At 43.7% G+C, this 16,319-nt stretch carries 12 protein-coding genes; 1 reads left to right on the top strand and 11 read right to left on the bottom strand.

Features of this window, described 5'->3' with window-relative positions:
* The first annotated feature begins 95 nt into the window (after positions 1–95).
* On the top strand, positions 96–992 hold the full coding sequence (locus tag ACN6MV_RS19740; RefSeq protein ID WP_375103353.1) for a LysR family transcriptional regulator: 897 nt from the start codon (positions 96–98) through the stop codon (positions 990–992).
* A 99-nt stretch (positions 993–1,091) separates the two neighbouring features.
* Here ACN6MV_RS19740 and hcp read toward each other — a convergent pair whose 3' ends face one another.
* From hcp to ACN6MV_RS19795, 11 genes are all read right to left on the bottom strand, one after another.
* Positions 1,092–2,384, bottom strand: a complete 1,293-nt coding sequence (gene hcp, locus ACN6MV_RS19745; protein WP_339287282.1) for a hydroxylamine reductase — start codon at positions 2,382–2,384, stop codon at positions 1,092–1,094.
* A gap of 93 nt (positions 2,385–2,477) precedes the next feature.
* On the bottom strand, positions 2,478–3,884 hold the full coding sequence (locus ACN6MV_RS19750; RefSeq protein ID WP_419884676.1) for an MFS transporter: 1,407 nt from the start codon (positions 3,882–3,884) through the stop codon (positions 2,478–2,480).
* 207 nt (positions 3,885–4,091) lie between these two features.
* Positions 4,092–4,550: an SHOCT domain-containing protein gene (locus tag ACN6MV_RS19755; protein WP_052414648.1), complete on the bottom strand. Its 459-nt coding sequence runs from the start codon at positions 4,548–4,550 to the stop codon at positions 4,092–4,094.
* 569 nt (positions 4,551–5,119) lie between these two features.
* The gene (locus tag ACN6MV_RS19760) at positions 5,120–6,520 is read right to left on the bottom strand and encodes an ADP-ribosylglycohydrolase family protein (RefSeq protein ID WP_419884677.1); all 1,401 of its coding nucleotides are present in this window, start codon (positions 6,518–6,520) and stop codon (positions 5,120–5,122) included.
* 320 nt (positions 6,521–6,840) lie between these two features.
* On the bottom strand, positions 6,841–7,512 hold the full coding sequence (locus ACN6MV_RS19765) for a CAP domain-containing protein (RefSeq protein WP_419884678.1): 672 nt from the start codon (positions 7,510–7,512) through the stop codon (positions 6,841–6,843).
* 220 nt (positions 7,513–7,732) lie between these two features.
* A complete protein-coding gene (locus ACN6MV_RS19770) occupies positions 7,733–8,608 on the bottom strand; it encodes an amidohydrolase family protein (RefSeq protein ID WP_042129146.1) in 876 nt (291 codons plus the stop codon).
* Complete coding sequence (locus tag ACN6MV_RS19775) at positions 8,595–11,771, bottom strand: GNAT family N-acetyltransferase (protein WP_419884679.1); 3,177 nt, start codon at positions 11,769–11,771, stop codon at positions 8,595–8,597. Before ACN6MV_RS19775 ends, ACN6MV_RS19770 begins: the two co-directional genes overlap by 14 nt.
* Positions 11,772–11,992: 221 nt before the next feature.
* Positions 11,993–13,168: an MFS transporter gene (locus ACN6MV_RS19780; protein WP_339287294.1), complete on the bottom strand. Its 1,176-nt coding sequence runs from the start codon at positions 13,166–13,168 to the stop codon at positions 11,993–11,995.
* A 236-nt stretch (positions 13,169–13,404) separates the two neighbouring features.
* Entirely contained in the window at positions 13,405–14,424 is a 1,020-nt protein-coding gene (locus tag ACN6MV_RS19785; protein WP_419884680.1) for an LCP family protein, read from the bottom strand.
* Between the two features lie 30 nt (positions 14,425–14,454).
* Positions 14,455–15,576 carry an FtsW/RodA/SpoVE family cell cycle protein gene (locus tag ACN6MV_RS19790; RefSeq protein ID WP_419884681.1) on the bottom strand — a complete coding sequence of 374 codons (1,122 nt, stop codon included), beginning with the start codon at positions 15,574–15,576 and terminating at the stop codon, positions 14,455–14,457.
* Between the two features lie 145 nt (positions 15,577–15,721).
* Positions 15,722–16,255 (bottom strand): hypothetical protein, encoded by a 534-nt coding sequence (locus tag ACN6MV_RS19795; protein WP_076121127.1) that lies wholly within the window; start codon positions 16,253–16,255, stop codon positions 15,722–15,724.
* Between the last annotated feature and the right edge of the window lie 64 nt (positions 16,256–16,319).

A 16,319-nucleotide genomic window follows, 5' to 3' on the forward strand; every position in this document is an offset into this window, starting at 1 on the left:
TCTTTCACATCATAAGTTGATATGATTCGAATAACTAATACTTATATTAAATACTCTCTCATGCCTTTTAAGCATAGATAAATAAGGAGACTGTTATGGAAATTCGAGTATTACGCTATTTCATTGCTGTAGCGAATGAAGAGAATATATCGTCGGCTTCAAAACAGCTGCATTTGTCTCAACCTACATTATCAAGACAATTAAAAGACCTTGAAACGGAATTAGGAGCCATTCTATTTGAAAGAGGAAATCGAAAAATCACTTTAACAGATGAAGGGAAATACTTATTTAAAAAAGCGAAGGAAATCGTTGAGCTAGTAGATAAAACTGAAGCAAATTTTAAAGAATCAAAAGAATTGATTAGCGGAGAAATTTACATAGGCGGTGGTGAAACTGAAGCTATGAATTTTATTGCCAGAGCATCAAAAGAATTACTTGAACAGTATCCAAGTATTCGATTTGATTTATACAGTGGTAATGCTGACGATATTACTAGCAAGCTAGACAGTGGATTATTGGACTTTGGCATTGTCATAGAACCCACAGATAAACAAAAATATGATTACATAAAATTACCCGCTACTGATGTTTGGGGTGTTTTAATGCGCAAAGATAGTCCTTTAGCGTACAAGCAGTTCATTCAGCCAATAGATTTAATAGATAAACCACTTTTGATTTCACGTCAAACTGCTGTCAGTAACGAATTCACAGGATGGTTTGAAGCGAATATTGAGGATCTCAATATTGTCGCAACCTACAATCTGCTGTACAATGCTGCACGAATGGTCGAAGAAAATATTGGATATGCATTATGCTTGGATAAACTTATTAATACATCAGGAGATAGCAAGCTTTGCTTTAAACCTTTAACCCCCAAATTAGAGGCTAATTTAAATATTATCTGGAAAAAACATCAGGTGTTTTCTAATGCAGCAAATAAATTTTTAGATCAACTTCGCAACAATATAAAAATACACAATTCATATCTGTAGAAAATAACCCTATATAAGCGACAAGACACAAGAAAAGCCCAAGCTTTATCCTCAGCTTGAGCTTAGTCTTGCAATATTAAATGTAATGCCCTTATTACCTTACGACAAAGCCAACATCGCGTTCATATCTTCCTCGGCAGTGGTAATCAGCTTCAATCCAAAAAGTTCAACTAGCACATCCAACACACCATCCGAGATGAACTCCGGCGGCTTCGGCCCGATGCGAATGTCTTGAATACCTAGGCTGAATAAGCCCAGCAGAATGGCTACCGCTTTTTGCTCGAACCATGACAGCACGATGCTTACAGGCAGCTCGTTCACCGTACAATCAAATGCTTCAGCCAAAGCCAAGGCAATCTTCACCGTAGAACCGGAATTATTGCATTGTCCAAGGTCAATGTAACGCGGAATGCCCGTATCTCCAACGGTTCCATAATCCACATCATTAAAGCGGAATTTCCCGCAGGAAGTGGTTAAAATGACGGTATCGTTCGGTAAGGAAGTCGCCAACTCGCGGTAGTAATTCCCACCTTTACCTGGCGCGTCACAGCCTGCAATAACGAAGAACCGGCGAATATGCCCGTCTTTAACAGCCTGAATGATCTCTGGTGCCAACCCGATTACTGTTTCGTGATGGTATCCTGTCGTGAGTACCAAGTCTGATTCTACATCAGCCGCAGGTAATGACAACGCACGATTAATCAGAGGAGAGAAATCGTCATTCGTGATTTTTGCAACACCTTCCAGCCCCGCCACCTCATATGAGAAAAAGCGGTCTGCATACGTGCCTTTAATCGGCATCACGCAGTTTGTAGTTGCAAGAATCGCACCGGGAAACTGCTCGAAAAGTCTGCGTTGATCGTACCATGCTTTGCCGATATTGCCTTTCAGATGCTTATACTTCTTAAGCGCCGGATAACCATGGGCAGGTAACATTTCCGAGTGAGTATAGATGTTGATGCCCTTTCCTTCCGTCTGCCGCAGCAATTCCTCCAGTGCATACAAATTATGCCCTGTCACCACAATACATTGACCTTCTATTTTGTTCTGGCTGACTGTAATGGGTTGTGGAATCCCAAAGCGATCCGTATGCGCACGATCTAATAGATCCATGACGCGAACCGCCGCATCCCCGACCTTCATCGCCATCTCCAAATGCTCCTGCGTATTAAAGTTAGAATTGGTCAAGGTCATATACAAAGCTTCGTGGGTAATACGGTCCACCTCGGGATCACTATATCCTAGCTGCCGAGCATGTGTCGCATAGGCTGCAATTCCTTTTAGAGCAAAAATCATCGTATCCTGCAAACTCGCGATGGTTTCATTTTTGCCGCATACTCCCACAACGGTGCAACCGCCAGTTGGTGTCTGTTCACATTGGTAACAAAACATATCGTTATCCTCCATATCGAGATAATCTTTCGTTACTCACAACGTAACAGAACACCAAACCTTGAGTTGTGATTACACACACATTTTTTTATATCAAAGAGATTTTAATGTCCGTCTATTAATAACAATCATCAATATAATAACGCCTATACAAATAACAATATTAATCCCAAAAACCATTTTGAACGCCTGAATCGAATTCCTCTGCCCTATCTCCCCGCTCACCATCCCTAGCCCTAGCCCAAGCGCTGAGCCAAAGACCATACCCGCATTTCGTGTTAAGGCAATTAATCCTCCAATTGAACCTACGTGTTCCCTGGGCGTCTGCTTCATAATATAACTATTATTCGGTGAAGCAATAAGCCCCATCCCGAGTCCAATAAGACATAGAATCGCAGCGATTCCATACACCGGTATATTCTCCAAAAATATTAGCAACAGGATGAACCCGCTTCCCATGCAGCTCAGCCCCATTAACATCAGCCGACGAGAACCATAACGATCGGACCAGTAACCGGCAAGAGGACCTGAAAATGCTAATGCAATGGGATAAGCTGCCATAATGTAGCCTGTCTTAGATGAAGTGAAGCCAGCCGCTGTTCCCATTAAATAAAATGGAATAAGGACGAGCACGGTATTAGAAAGGATAAAAGAGGCACAGCTAACGATCAAGCCACCCGCTACAGCAGGAATTTTCAACGCCCGAAGAGGTAGAAAAGGTGTCTTTTGCCTCCGTTCCCATAATAGATACGTAATCAACAGCAGGAAAAATCCCATCAAACTAGCCATCGTACGCGTGGACACCCAACCCCATTTGCTCCCATTTGTAATAACGAGAAGTAGCAAGGTAAACCACGCCATGAACAAGCCCGCGCCCGCGATACTTACAGTTCCCGACTTGTGCTCATGCACACGGCTCGGAATGTACCGATAGGCCATAACTGTAGCCACAATTGCCACAGGAACATGGATCAAAAATAGCCATTGCCAACTGAGCCACTCCGCAATCAGACCTCCTGCAATAGGGCCGGTCATCCCGCCCAGTGCGACAGCCGTACTTAGAATTCCGAGTGCCCGTCCCCTCTGTTCTTTCGGCATATGAACGCTGATAAGCGCAATATTCGTTGCTTGAAACATCGCAGCTCCTATCCCCTGCACAACTCTAAGTACAAGTAATATTGGCAGATTAGGTGAAAAAGCGACCATGATCGAACCAACCGTAAAAATCACATATCCGAGATTGTGAATACGGCGAAAACCATAACGATCACCCAATTTCCCCATCACAGGGAGAAGCGCAGTAATCACAAGTAGATACCCCGTTGTGATCCATAATCCTTTTGCAAGCTCAGTTTGAAAATGACTTATAAAAAAAGGAAGCGATACATTCATAATTCCGGCAGTAAAATGAGAAATAAAAGCCCCCATACAAATAGCCGCCATCATACCCAACCGCTGCCTGCGCGTACCTGTTAGCTCTGTATTTTTTGCAATACTCATGCTGATCCCGCCCCCACTCATCATTGTCTAAGAATTACTAACAATTATAAGTAGATCCCTTACAAGGACAATCCCATAAAGATGGGATAGAGAGGGGGCCTGTTATCTTATTAGTTCTAAAAAGACAATGAAGCCGCTTATTCTCCGTAATTGGAGAACAAGCGGCTTCGTATTTCGGATCATGCATTGAATGAAAAAAAGTCCATTTTATAATCCAAGGATTTGCTTTTTCTTGGCTTCAAATTCTTCTGGAGTTATGATACCAGAATCCTTAAGTTCTGCTAGCTGTCTCAAATCATCGATCGACCCAACAGGAGCTGGAGGATTAGGACGATTGTGTTTTTCTGATTTATATACTGCTATGTAATCACGAATTTTTTCGGCGATTTTCATTTTTCCCGGTTGAATAAGAACAACGTTAGCACTCGCTCCTTTTAAATTATCCTTTTTCGATGTTTGAAGGTTGGCTGTAATTACTTGTAAATAAGGAACTTTCAAAAAGGGCTTAACTATGCTGATCGTAATGACAGAATCCAAGGGAATCGTTTGAGTCTGTCCTCCCAATTTTTGAACATTACTAGGCTTAATTACTAGGTAATCCTCGTATAGTTCAAGAGATGATGTACCGCCGCTGATCTCGTGTATCATATTATCCACCTCATTCATAAGATACCCCTATCTTATCATATATTTACAGATTTCTTCTATATTTATCCTCTACTTCATAATAAAATCAAAAGAATGAAAATGCCGCAAAATAAATTTCATAGATTTCAATCACTCAATCCCCGCTGAATAAATTCCTAAATCAGGGAGAAGATAAAAACTTGTTTTTTGCTTTGTAATGTCGCAGGAATTGTCATCGAGATTGGTCACTTTTATTCGATACCACATGAAAAAGCATAAGAATCAACAGTTCTAATCCAATTTTAAGTCACAGTCAAATATTATATCTGCTTCAGCTTACCCTTTTCGCAATTCGGAGAGTAGCTATTTCGCCTTCCTCGGCATGCTGTAACGCGATGGCTCCAATGGGTTGGATAAGCCAGCCCTTCTATACGCTTCAAAAGAGAAAGCAAGCTTCTCAATGTGCAGATTTCAGCTTCTTCTTCTCTTGAATCCAGCCCACTAACAGTAGTATAAGCAAAGTAAAAAATCCACTTGCAACATTATTGCTGTGGACTTTTTGTAGGCTTATTATGTATGTTGTATTTGCTCAGGTTTATTGATTGATATTAAAGGCCGAGGCCGGTATTCTTCTTAACATAAAGTTCACTAGGTAGAACTCGATGTTGACCGGTTTTCAGCAGCTTTGGTAAACGCCCCATCCGCTCCGCTAAAGTAGAAAGCTTTTGCTCATGAAAATTAGATAGTCCCGTATAAATCCGGTCTTGAAAAGGCTTAAGCCATCTAGATTCCAAACTATCTGGACCGAAATAAACCCCGAGCAGTGAGCCAGCCGTTGCCCCGAAGCTATCCGTATCGTTGCCTTGCATTACCTGCTTGCATATCCCATCACCAACATTGTCTGCAAACCGCAGGGTATTAATTAAGGTTCCTACTTCTTGATAAACCTCACAGTGGCAATAAGTCTCATACTTTTGGTTAATACTCTGATATGCTTCCAGCCAGTCATCTGCATTCGCTACCATTTCAAGACAATCCTGAGTAATCTCATAGAACCGGCTTCTTTTAGGGATGAATTGCAGTGCAGTTTTGATTATTTCAATGGGATCACGCAGCACGTGAGCAGCAGCAATCGCAGCAGCAATGAACATCGTGGCGTAAATGCCGGTCCGGCGATGTGTAAAGCTTGCATCCCGCCAAGCTAGCTCAGCAGCCAGAGCAGGCTGACCAGGACAGGCATAGCCGTAGGCATCTGCACGAATCGCCGCCCCGCATAGCTCTGTACCCTGTACCATAAAATCAGGCCAAGCCTCTATTTCAGAATGATTGAATAATTCCTTATCATGTTCCAAATAGCTAATCCCTGATCGTAGTAAAATTGCCCTTTCCGGACCCCAAGTTGTACTTATCGGAAGGTGATTTAACCATAAATCCCTTAAATCTCTTTTCGTAAAACCTTCACCGAATTGTTCTAGCACCATCATTCCCATTAATGTGTAATTGATATCATCATCAGGTGCTACATAACGAATTCGCCCTCGTGTAGTCTCAAACCAAGACCAATGACGACGATCCAGCGCATGGAGAATTTCTTCAGAAATATAATCATTCAGTGGCCATTCCCCTACAGAAGTTAACGCTTGACGTAATTCCGACAAGCTGGGGTTTACCTCTATTGTTTTGCCCAGCATAGAACCGCAGACTGAAGCGAGAAAACCAGCCTCCACACGCTTGGAGCTATCCTTCAGATTCAAAATTCCGATCTGCCCGAGAGGTCGAGCCGGATCGCTTTCCCGCCATATCTCATCTAAATCGTTCGGCTCATAGTAAGGCCAATTATCCCTCATTGGAATGACAGCCAAGCTATGGGCGAATTCCAGATAGGCATCATAGCTTGCGGGAAGCTGTTCCAGCTTGGCTAAATAACCGGAGGTTTGATGTCCCTGCTCAAATTTATTACGCAGAATCCCTTCCAATTGAAGTTTAAGAAATGTGAGTGATGGTAGCATACTGTATCTCCCTTATACGATTATTAATCTACATGAAATAAAAATGCATACTCAAATTCTTAATACCAAATTTCAAATTACTCCATACCTCCCTTGCAACTTACTTTCACACAAAATGACCAATAACAAATAGAAAAGCAACCATATCTATCCACAATCCACAATACATCAATATCACAAGCTTTAGTAGTAAAAGATGACTCGATTCGGTAGATAAGCATGTAAGCTGACTTCATTGTATCTAATCATAATAAAAACCCATGTCAGATGACATGGGCTTGATATTAGCTGTTTATCAACCTTATTGCTTTATTGATTTTTTACAAACCAATAAATTCTTGAACCCATTCAGTGTTATATGAAGCAATCCCAATTTCAGTGAAGCTGCTATTCAGAATGTTCGCGCGATGACCAGGACTGTTCATCCATTGATTCATTACTTCCTCCGCGCTCTTCTGGCCTTTGGCAATGTTTTCTCCTGCTGAGCTATAGCTAATTCCGAATGCCTTCATCATATCAAACGGAGAACCATAAGTCGGTGACTGATGATCAAAATAATTGTTGTCATACATATCCTTTGCTTTTGCCATAGCCATTTTTGAAAGCTCACTATTCAGACTTAGTGCTTTCAAGCCTGCATTTGTACGTTCCTTATTCACCAAATTCAACACTTGCTGAACGGAATCAGATGTATTGGCAGGCTGCTGCGGATTGACGGACGGTTGTGGATTGACAGATTGTTGTGGATAAGCCGAATATTGTGGTTTCGCGGACGGTTGCGGATAAGTCGTCTGATCCGCTGTGCTACCTGTAGGTGGTGAAGTACGAATAAACCCATCCAGCCATTTTGATACATCTCCGCCAGGTACTTGTTTAGCCTTAATCGTTGAATTTCCTGCATTCTCTGTGGAAATAGAAGACGCTTGCGTTAAGGTTGACGTTGCAGCCATTTTGCCAGCAGGATGTCCAACCTTCGTTTGTTGAGTAGTCATTTGATTGTTGGCTGAGTGATTACCCGAACAAGCTGTAACGAGTAACAACGCAACTATTACGATAAATGGTTTAATAACGACCCCTCCTGATTTGGTAAAGTAATGACGAATCGAATAAAGTTTTTGTTAAGCACGATTGAATTATTCATCTCTAATTCAAAAAATAAAAACAAAAAAAGCCATCCTTTAGATATCCTAAGGGATGGCTTGTTCGTAATGCTTAGAGCGCCGCAATCCGCTGCTGAATGCGCGGAAATAAGGCGAAGGCATTCTCGTAAAATACTTTCTCATGGTGCTGCTCAGGGACGAGTCGGCGGACAAATTCCGCATACAGGTCAATAGGCGCGAGTGGCCAATCCGTGCCGAACAACATTTTCTCATAATGATCGGAGTACACCAGCGCCCGTCGAAAATGATCCATGAACAGTGGTTCATTCATGAACCGTTCAAAATGAGGCCGGTCACCGACCACAAGGCCGGACAAATCGGCATAGACGTTTGGATTTTTGGCCACCACTTCGGCGGCGTCCATCACCCAGGGATCGCCAAGATGGCAGATCATAAAATTCACATCACGCCGTTGGAACGCTAATTCATCCACGGTAAGAGGATGAGCATACTTAAGCAATCCATTCATCGAGTACGTATCACCGGTATGAATGACGACAGGCGTACCATACTTAGCCGCCAACTCATAAATCGGCGAATAAATTTTGTCGTAAACGTAATGATGATAGTACCCGGCATAGAGCTTAATGCCTGCTACCTCGGGCGCTTGCAGCCGTGCCTCAATTCGGTCCAGCTCCTCTTGAGCATCCTTACCTCCGAGCATGTTCGGATTGATCCCCACGCATTCCATTAAGAAAGGCGGCACAGTGTCTTCCAAGTCAAGGCCCATCGGATTAGGGGAAGTGGAGTCAGGGAAAGCTCCCTTCGTCTGCTCCGTGACCCCCATTCCAATACCAAGAACAACATCGTTCTTATCAAACTCTGCTTTGAGCCCGGCAGCAGTGTAATCGACTTTGGAGAGATCCAGTGCTGTTTGATGAAAGCTGTCGATGTCCGACAGATGAATGTGAATATCAATGATCGGCATTTGAGATCTCCTTTTCGTCAGTAGGTCTGGCAAAGGTCAGCTTCAAAAGACTGCGGACATCCTCTGAGTTCAGAGCGAGTTCTCCCATGATCAGGAAGGTCGGCTGTGTCCAAACAGTTTCTCCATTCAGAAGTGGAAGGTGATGATGCACCCCGTGATTAAATACTTTATTGTTCACATACGCCGAGGCACTCTGATTCGGATGATTGCTCACCAAATGCAGCATATCCTTACGCGAAGATGCACCAATTCGCAATAGTCCCTTGGCCTCCAGATAGGTTTCAACCGTTCCTAATAAGAACTTACCCTCCTTGGAGAATTCCATCCATCCCTCGGCATAGACTGGCGAAGGTTGGATATAATTTTCCTCCGACAACGAATAATTCGGCAGGGTCATTCCGCTGTCATTGGTCACCGAATGCAACACACAGAGCACAGAGACACCTGGGAGCATAAGGTAATGCTGATTAACAACAATTCCTCGGTTCTTTTCCTGCTTCTCGATCGAAGTAGTGATACGTAATCCTTTCCATACATTACCCTGAGCATCCATTTGCTCGGTCCAAGCTGCGCTCCTTGGCTCCTCCAACCGACTAAATCCACCTATGCCTGAAATACCCACACCGAGTCCACCGTGCCAAGGATTCCACCAGGAACGTGGTGCTGCTTCCGGATAGGAGCTATCTAGCCATTCTTCTCCATGATGCTTCAGGGAATGTACAACACTGCCGAACTCAGGAGCAGCTGCAATAGAAAGAACTCCGTTGCTCACAGTGTATATAGTACCCGCTGGTCCCTCTTCTGTGTCACAGACAACGGCTGCTGTTTCCGTTTGAGGGAACCAGAGGCCTGTTCGCTCTTGAATACGATCCTCTCCACGATAGACGACTCGAACCTTCTGTCCTGATTGGCTGTGTTCTGAAGAAGTCTCCGCTTCCTCAGATGAGAGCTCAAAGCCCGCGGAGTGCAGATTCTGCTCTCTTTTCAGTTCCATCTCAGCGACTTTCTGCTCCTCTCCTCTATCCGTTTGTACATACAGCTCGAGGCTCCCATTAAGCGAAGTCATCTTTCGTTCGAGTAACTCCGCATGAAGCGCCCCCGCCGCAAACAGGTTTCCACCGCCAAGCGTTAATTCAAGATGATCATCCATCACCGGTGTGATCGGATCCGGCTGCTTCCGTGCAAAGGTGCGGAAATCCGACCACTTCAGGAAGGTGTTTAAAGCGAACACCAGCGTCTTTGTTCGTACGACATCTCCAGCAGGGATTTGACCAAGATTATGCTCCAGTCCAAGTGGATACTCCGGACGAAGCAGCTTCAACGAAGGGTCCCAGCAAACGCCGCATGTGACGTTTTCTTCCTTGCTGAACAACCAATTTTCCGTAATTTGAGCGCTGTCCCAATTACCAGGATCGCCTGAGTAAGCATCGCCCATATCTACGTAACGACCCTGATAGGGCAGGATGAGGCGTTTACCAAAAAATCCGAAATTCGTTAGTAGATACATATCCTCTTCCAACGTTTGGTTACTAGTATTGCGTACCTCGCTATAAAACTCAGCGATTCCGTTCGCAAAGAGCTTAGCCACTCTTTTTATCTCCAGACCCGGGAATTTATCTGATTCATAAAGGGTCTCTAGAACTTGGCCCTCTCCTTCGGAATAGATCTTTACTGTTTTAGCCTGTTTCTTCGAGAATTCTTCGGCGAATGGTTTACCTAACTTCGGATGGGTCAACCAGAAATTATGGCTCGAGCCGGGATATTCAATCCACATCCCATTGTCGTTATTATTAAGATGTACGGAGTAGGCGCCGTTTACAGCCACCCACTGATCCCCGTTTTCCCCGCCAAAGCGGCCATGTGTTCCTTTCATTAGCACAGATAATTTGCTGATGAAGGACACTGCCTTCTCTCCAGCCGGAACGGCTGTCACCTCAATATCCTGTGAATAAAGGCCATATGAATTTAGGGTAAAGGGTACTCGGACGGAAGCCTTACTTTTAGCTGGAACCGAGAAGCTTACTGCCCGATCCGCCCACGTCAAAAACTCTTCCTCTGGCAAATTAAAAGAAAATTCCGCTTCCGCTGCAAAATTATTCTCAACATTTAAGTATAGCTCAGCGGGAAGACCCGGATACAGCTCACGTGTTGGCAACTCCATCCTCATTTTCAGTGGGAATTTAGGAGCAATACCTATACGAAACTCAGCGCGCTTGCCACCGATGATCCATTTGCTCATAACCACAGGGTGAGTCTTCTTGTCGTTTTGCTCTTCACGAATCGGATCAAGCTCGAACTCACCTTCTACGATAACTGTTTCTCCTGGTGCGAGTGTTGGTGCAGCAGACAAGGCAAACCGAATATTTTTGTCATTTTGGCCTTTGATCTCAATGGCCAGATCAGACGCCGAACGATTCTTGATGTGATAACGAATCTTATATGTGGAACCGAAGACAAGATCGTGATCGTCAATCTCCGTGGAGATTTCATAGTCAGGTGTATCCAGAGCCGTCAGGCCGCGACCGGTCTTCTCGAATTCTGCGCGTAAGGAGAGTTCTCCCTTTTGCCAAGTGTAATCGAAGAAATCAAAACCACGCTCCCGGCGACCATCTGGCTGAATGGGCAGTTCACGGGTACTATCTGCATACCAATCCAGCTGCTCAAAATAAGGAGCAAGTGCTTCCGTTTGCAGAACCGTTGGAATAAAGTTCATTAGATGTACGTAATCCTCATTTTTTTCCCAAAAGAATCCACATTTCTTATACATCGGTACAGCCTTCGTATTGCCTGCCCAAGTAAACAGATCAAGACGCGGCCAGCCCGCTTCAATTGTTTTGCGAACAGCGTTCAAAATCAGGTTACGACCTACCTTGTATCCGTGATAATCAGGTCTCACATTCAACAGCGGTACATACAAAGCCCCTTCGTCTTGACGGTAATGGGCAAAACTACAGAAGCCTACCACTTCCTCGCCATCAACGGCGAGAAACACATTTAGATTGGACGAGATCTCCATCTCGCGGCGCACTGTATCCTCTGTTCTCTGATTGGTGCCTCCACCCCAGCTTTCATTGCTACGGTTCCACATTTCTGCTACCGCCCTAGCATAAGAAGGATCATATTCGATAATGCGGATTTGTTCCGCTGTAGTCTTTACAGTCATGCTCTCATCTCCTTATTCCTCAATTATGAGTATGTATACAACTTTTTTCAAATAACTCCTACGAGTTCTTATTATACTATTAATTGGAAGGCAGTTACGAGGTAAAAAACTCTTTCTCCTTATTCTCTACATAAAGCCACTGCCAGCAGAAAGCTGCAGAATAAAAAGCTGTCGAGACTTCCTCGACAGCTTCGAATCTACTCTATGAGCAGCATTTCTTTTTAACAACTCTCCACACGATCCGCTGATCTTTTTTTCAAATTCGCGATACCTACAATACTAATCAATAGCACGCAGAGAGCATACGGAAGTGCCATATTTGCGGTGTATAAAGCTGTTCCTATAACTGGACCTATGAATGATCCGCCCCCTTGCAGGGCCGCAATAAAGGAAGCAACGCTTCTTTGCTCGTGATCTTGAACCGCCATTGAAGCACCCGCACTGTAGCCAAGCAATGTAAAGCCGATGCCAATTCCCAAAAATGTAAAGTCTACATAAGCAAATCTGATAAACAATAACAAGCCTAGCAGCCCCAAAGCCACAAATAATAGCCCTACTAGCAGCACCTTTTTAGGATGCCATTTGAGATATTTACTGATCACAATTTGCGAGAGTACCACCATTATTCCCGAGATAGCCAGACCTGTTCCAATTAACTGAGTAGCTTGCTGGGTACTATATCCAAGGCTATCCTGCACAAAAAATCCGATAGTAACCTGCACGATATTCAGAGCAAACGATAGCAATAGTCCAATCCATAAATAGAGGCGTATCCGTTTGTCGTTGGGTGAAAGTGAAATCGCCTGCCGTTCGATCTCGATATTCTTTTCTTTAGGAATAAACACTAGAAATAAAATAGCCAAGGTGAATAAACATATCGCTGCGGCGTACATTGGTGAGGTGAGTCCCAGCGAAGCCATTCCTCCGCTCATTGCAGGTCCTACTACGAAGCCAAGTCCATTGGCTGCACCGAATAATGCCATTCCCTGTGTACGGGTCTCTTTTGTACTCCAGCCCATAACATAAGCTTGTGCTAATGCCGGAATACCTCCAAAGAAAAAGCCGGCGATTGCACGAAGTATAAAGAAACTCCAAAATAGGCTAGTTTTACTCTCAGCATGTACTGCATAATCAGCCAACAGTGCAAAAATGACTAGTGTTGCCATATAGACGAACATAATCGAAGAGAGCAGCCATTTTCGGCTCATGAACGTTTGTTTTTCCCAGAAATAACCTCCAAGCAGCCAGCAAAGTCCCGCAACTGATACCAAACATCCTGATTGAAAATCACTAAGTCCCAGATTTCGAGCAAGCGGACCGATAATCGGATTAAATGCAGCTATTGATATCATCCCTGTAAGTACGATTAGAAACATAATACTCAATCTGTATTTCATGAAATCCCCTTCTCCTCCCAACAAAACCAAAACAATATACGATTCATAATCGCTGTGTTCATAGTACTATGTCTGGAAGCCGGGCCTCTACCTCTTAGCGGATAACTTTAACGGTTATCGGGATTAATAGAAGAGCACGCAAAAAACTGCTCCTAAGAGCAGTTTATAGAACAACATTTTATTGAAACAATTTTCGAATAGGAATGGGAATGGGAAGACTCTCTGCAAACTTGATGTTAATCTACCGTCCCAATATTCTCCAAATGTAATGAGCTTTCGGTGCTAACGCCCGCTTCCGTACTCAGAGTAGTAAGCGCTTGTTTAAGATCCTCTTTATTCACATACACGTATGGACTCTTCCAAAGCGATTCCACATGTAAGGAATTAATATGGTCTGGTTTTAGTTTCGGAAAGTTCAATAACCATTGCTGGAGATCCGCTTGAGGAATATCTGTCTTCACATTATCACCAATGATATCCAATACATTTCCCCACTGGGACACGCCTTGGAAATTCCCTAGCTTATCCACAATTTGTTTAATTACTTGCTGCTGTCGATCATTGCGCTGAAAATCAGAGGATTCAGCCGTTCCTTGATTCGATTTCCGGTAACGCACAAAATCAAGTACTTGTTTGCCGTCCAGCTTCTGCAAGCCCTTCTTTAAGTCGATGTTCGTCCCATCTGCCGAATCGGTATATTTCATATCCATATCGACATCAATGGTTAGTCCGCCAAGCAAATCCACCGTCTCCTGCAACACATCAAAATTCACCACAACCATGTGATCAATCGGCAGACCCAGTAAATTACTGAAAAACTCTTTTGTATTAGGAATAGCCTCTGTTTTGTCTTTTATGTAATGGTAAGCATAATAATAATTGGCTTTGCGGGAAGGTAACGATTTAGGTTTTAACAACAAATCCCGCGGTATAGATAAGAAACTCGTCGACTTGGTATCCGGATTGAAGCTGACAAGCATCAGCACATCGGTATTCATTACCCCGCCACCGCCGTCCCGACTATCTACCCCGGCAAGCAGAACAATCATTGGTTCAACCGATACCGATTCTTTTTTTTCCTCTGGAGCAGCTGTTGCCTGGACGGTGACTGGAGCAGCCATACGCTGAATCGCATCATCCGTCTTTTTGTACAAATACCCTGCATACCCCCCAATCCCTATTATAGTCGCTCCTATGACAAGACCAATGCTAATCAGAATTTTACGGGTTGTTGTCCACTTGCGTTTGTTAGACATAATTTCCTCCACTCAGTTCCAGTAGCTTTTTCAATCCAAGCTTTCATCTTTATGAACTTTGACACTTAGCACTATGCCAATCGCAATCATATTAGTGAGCAATGAGCTGCCTCCATAGCTAATAAAAGGCAATGATATCCCCGTCAGGGGCAGCAACCCCATATGCATTCCAAGGTTAACAGAAACTTGAAAGATGATCATGGCGATAAATCCGGTGACAACGTATGCCCCCGCACGATCCCTGCTTTCAAGCGCGATAAAGATCATTCGATACACGAGCAATAAATATAGCAGCAGCAGCACGGATGAACCTATAAAACCGTATTTTGCTCCGATGACTACATAGATCGAATCGGAATACGCGTAAGGAATATATCCTTTTCGCAAAAAAATACCTTCACTGCCCGATAATCCTCCGGAACCTATGGCTATCATCGCGTTTTTAACATGCCAAGATTTATCAGGATCACTCTGCGGGTCCAAAAACGCTTGGATTCGTGACAGTTGATGGGGCTCGACAATCTTGGATAACAAGTCGAAGTTGGCATAATACAGCCATAGTATCGTGCCGATCGAAATAATCACAACACCGAGGATCAGGAGCATATAAAGCGCACGGATGTTACCAATCCAAAGCATACTTAGCAATATACCAGCAAAAACGAGTGCTGTACCCAGGTCAGGTTGGTCCAGGATCAAAATAAAAGGAATACAAAAAACGAAACAAACCGGCACTAAATCTTGAAAAAAACGTAGCTGCTGCCCCTCTCGTTTACCCAATAGATGAGCAATGAGCAGCACTGTACATATTTTAGCCAGCTCCGAGGGCTGAAGTTGAAAGCTTCCAATACTTAACCAGCGTACGGCACCGTTGAGGTTTTCTCCAACCAACTTAACCAGCACAAGAAGACCTACACCCACACCATATAAGAGATACGCTAACCTACCCAATAGAATCTGATAATCTACCAACGCAATGAATAACATGGGTATGCAAAATATAGCAAATAAATATAAAGAACTAATGTAAAGACCGTCTAACCGTGTATCCGTAGTCGCTCCATAAATAGCAACAGTACCAATACCAACCAGGCATGTTACGAGAAAAAGTACGGATCTGTCCAGCTTTGCAATTTTGGTGGAGATAATCATGAACCAACCTCTATTTAATTTCTGTATTTTTCTTGTTGTGTACGGGATACATGCATGAAAATGAGCAGCATAAATAATCCGCTGAGCACATATACACCTTCTTTCAAGATGAAGCTGAAGTGCTACGGATTATTAGGTTGAATGATTATCTCAGATCAAATTTGCCCTGATACGCCTTCTTCGATAACAGCTTTAATTGATCTTCACTCAGCGTATAAATATCCAGGCCGTTCCCTGCCTCACCCAATGACCAGCCCAGCGCGAGCTCGTTATGCCCATCATCATCGACATCATAGAATCCGGCATAATCCAGGCCATACCCAAACCCCTCAACCTCCGAAATCTTTTGCCACGCTTCATTTTCCTGCCTAAGCAGCATTGCTTTTATAGAAGAACCTTTGTTTTTGCTGTACTCATATACAACTACAGCTTCGTCGATACCGTCTCCATCCATATCCCCAAAGGAGATCGCATTATCCTCTTGTCCATCCAACGGAGTTATCAATTGAGCTTTGTCGGGAAGCCATTTGATAAATTCCTGGCTCGTTTTGTCACGCTGCAGGCTTGCTTCCGATGATGGAGGCTTAATCAGCTCTCCGGGTGTTGCCGGGACTCCGCATCCTCCGAGCAAAAATAACGTTGTTAACATAGCACCTATTTTTATGAATTTGCTCGGCATTTGGATCATCGACTCCTCGCTTGTCCGCATATATAGTATTTTATCTGTGATAGAGATGAAAGTG

The organism is Paenibacillus sp. B-A-8 (genome assembly GCF_048572915.1).
In the GTDB taxonomy this organism is placed as follows: Bacteria; Bacillota; Bacilli; order Paenibacillales; family Paenibacillaceae; genus Paenibacillus_AQ.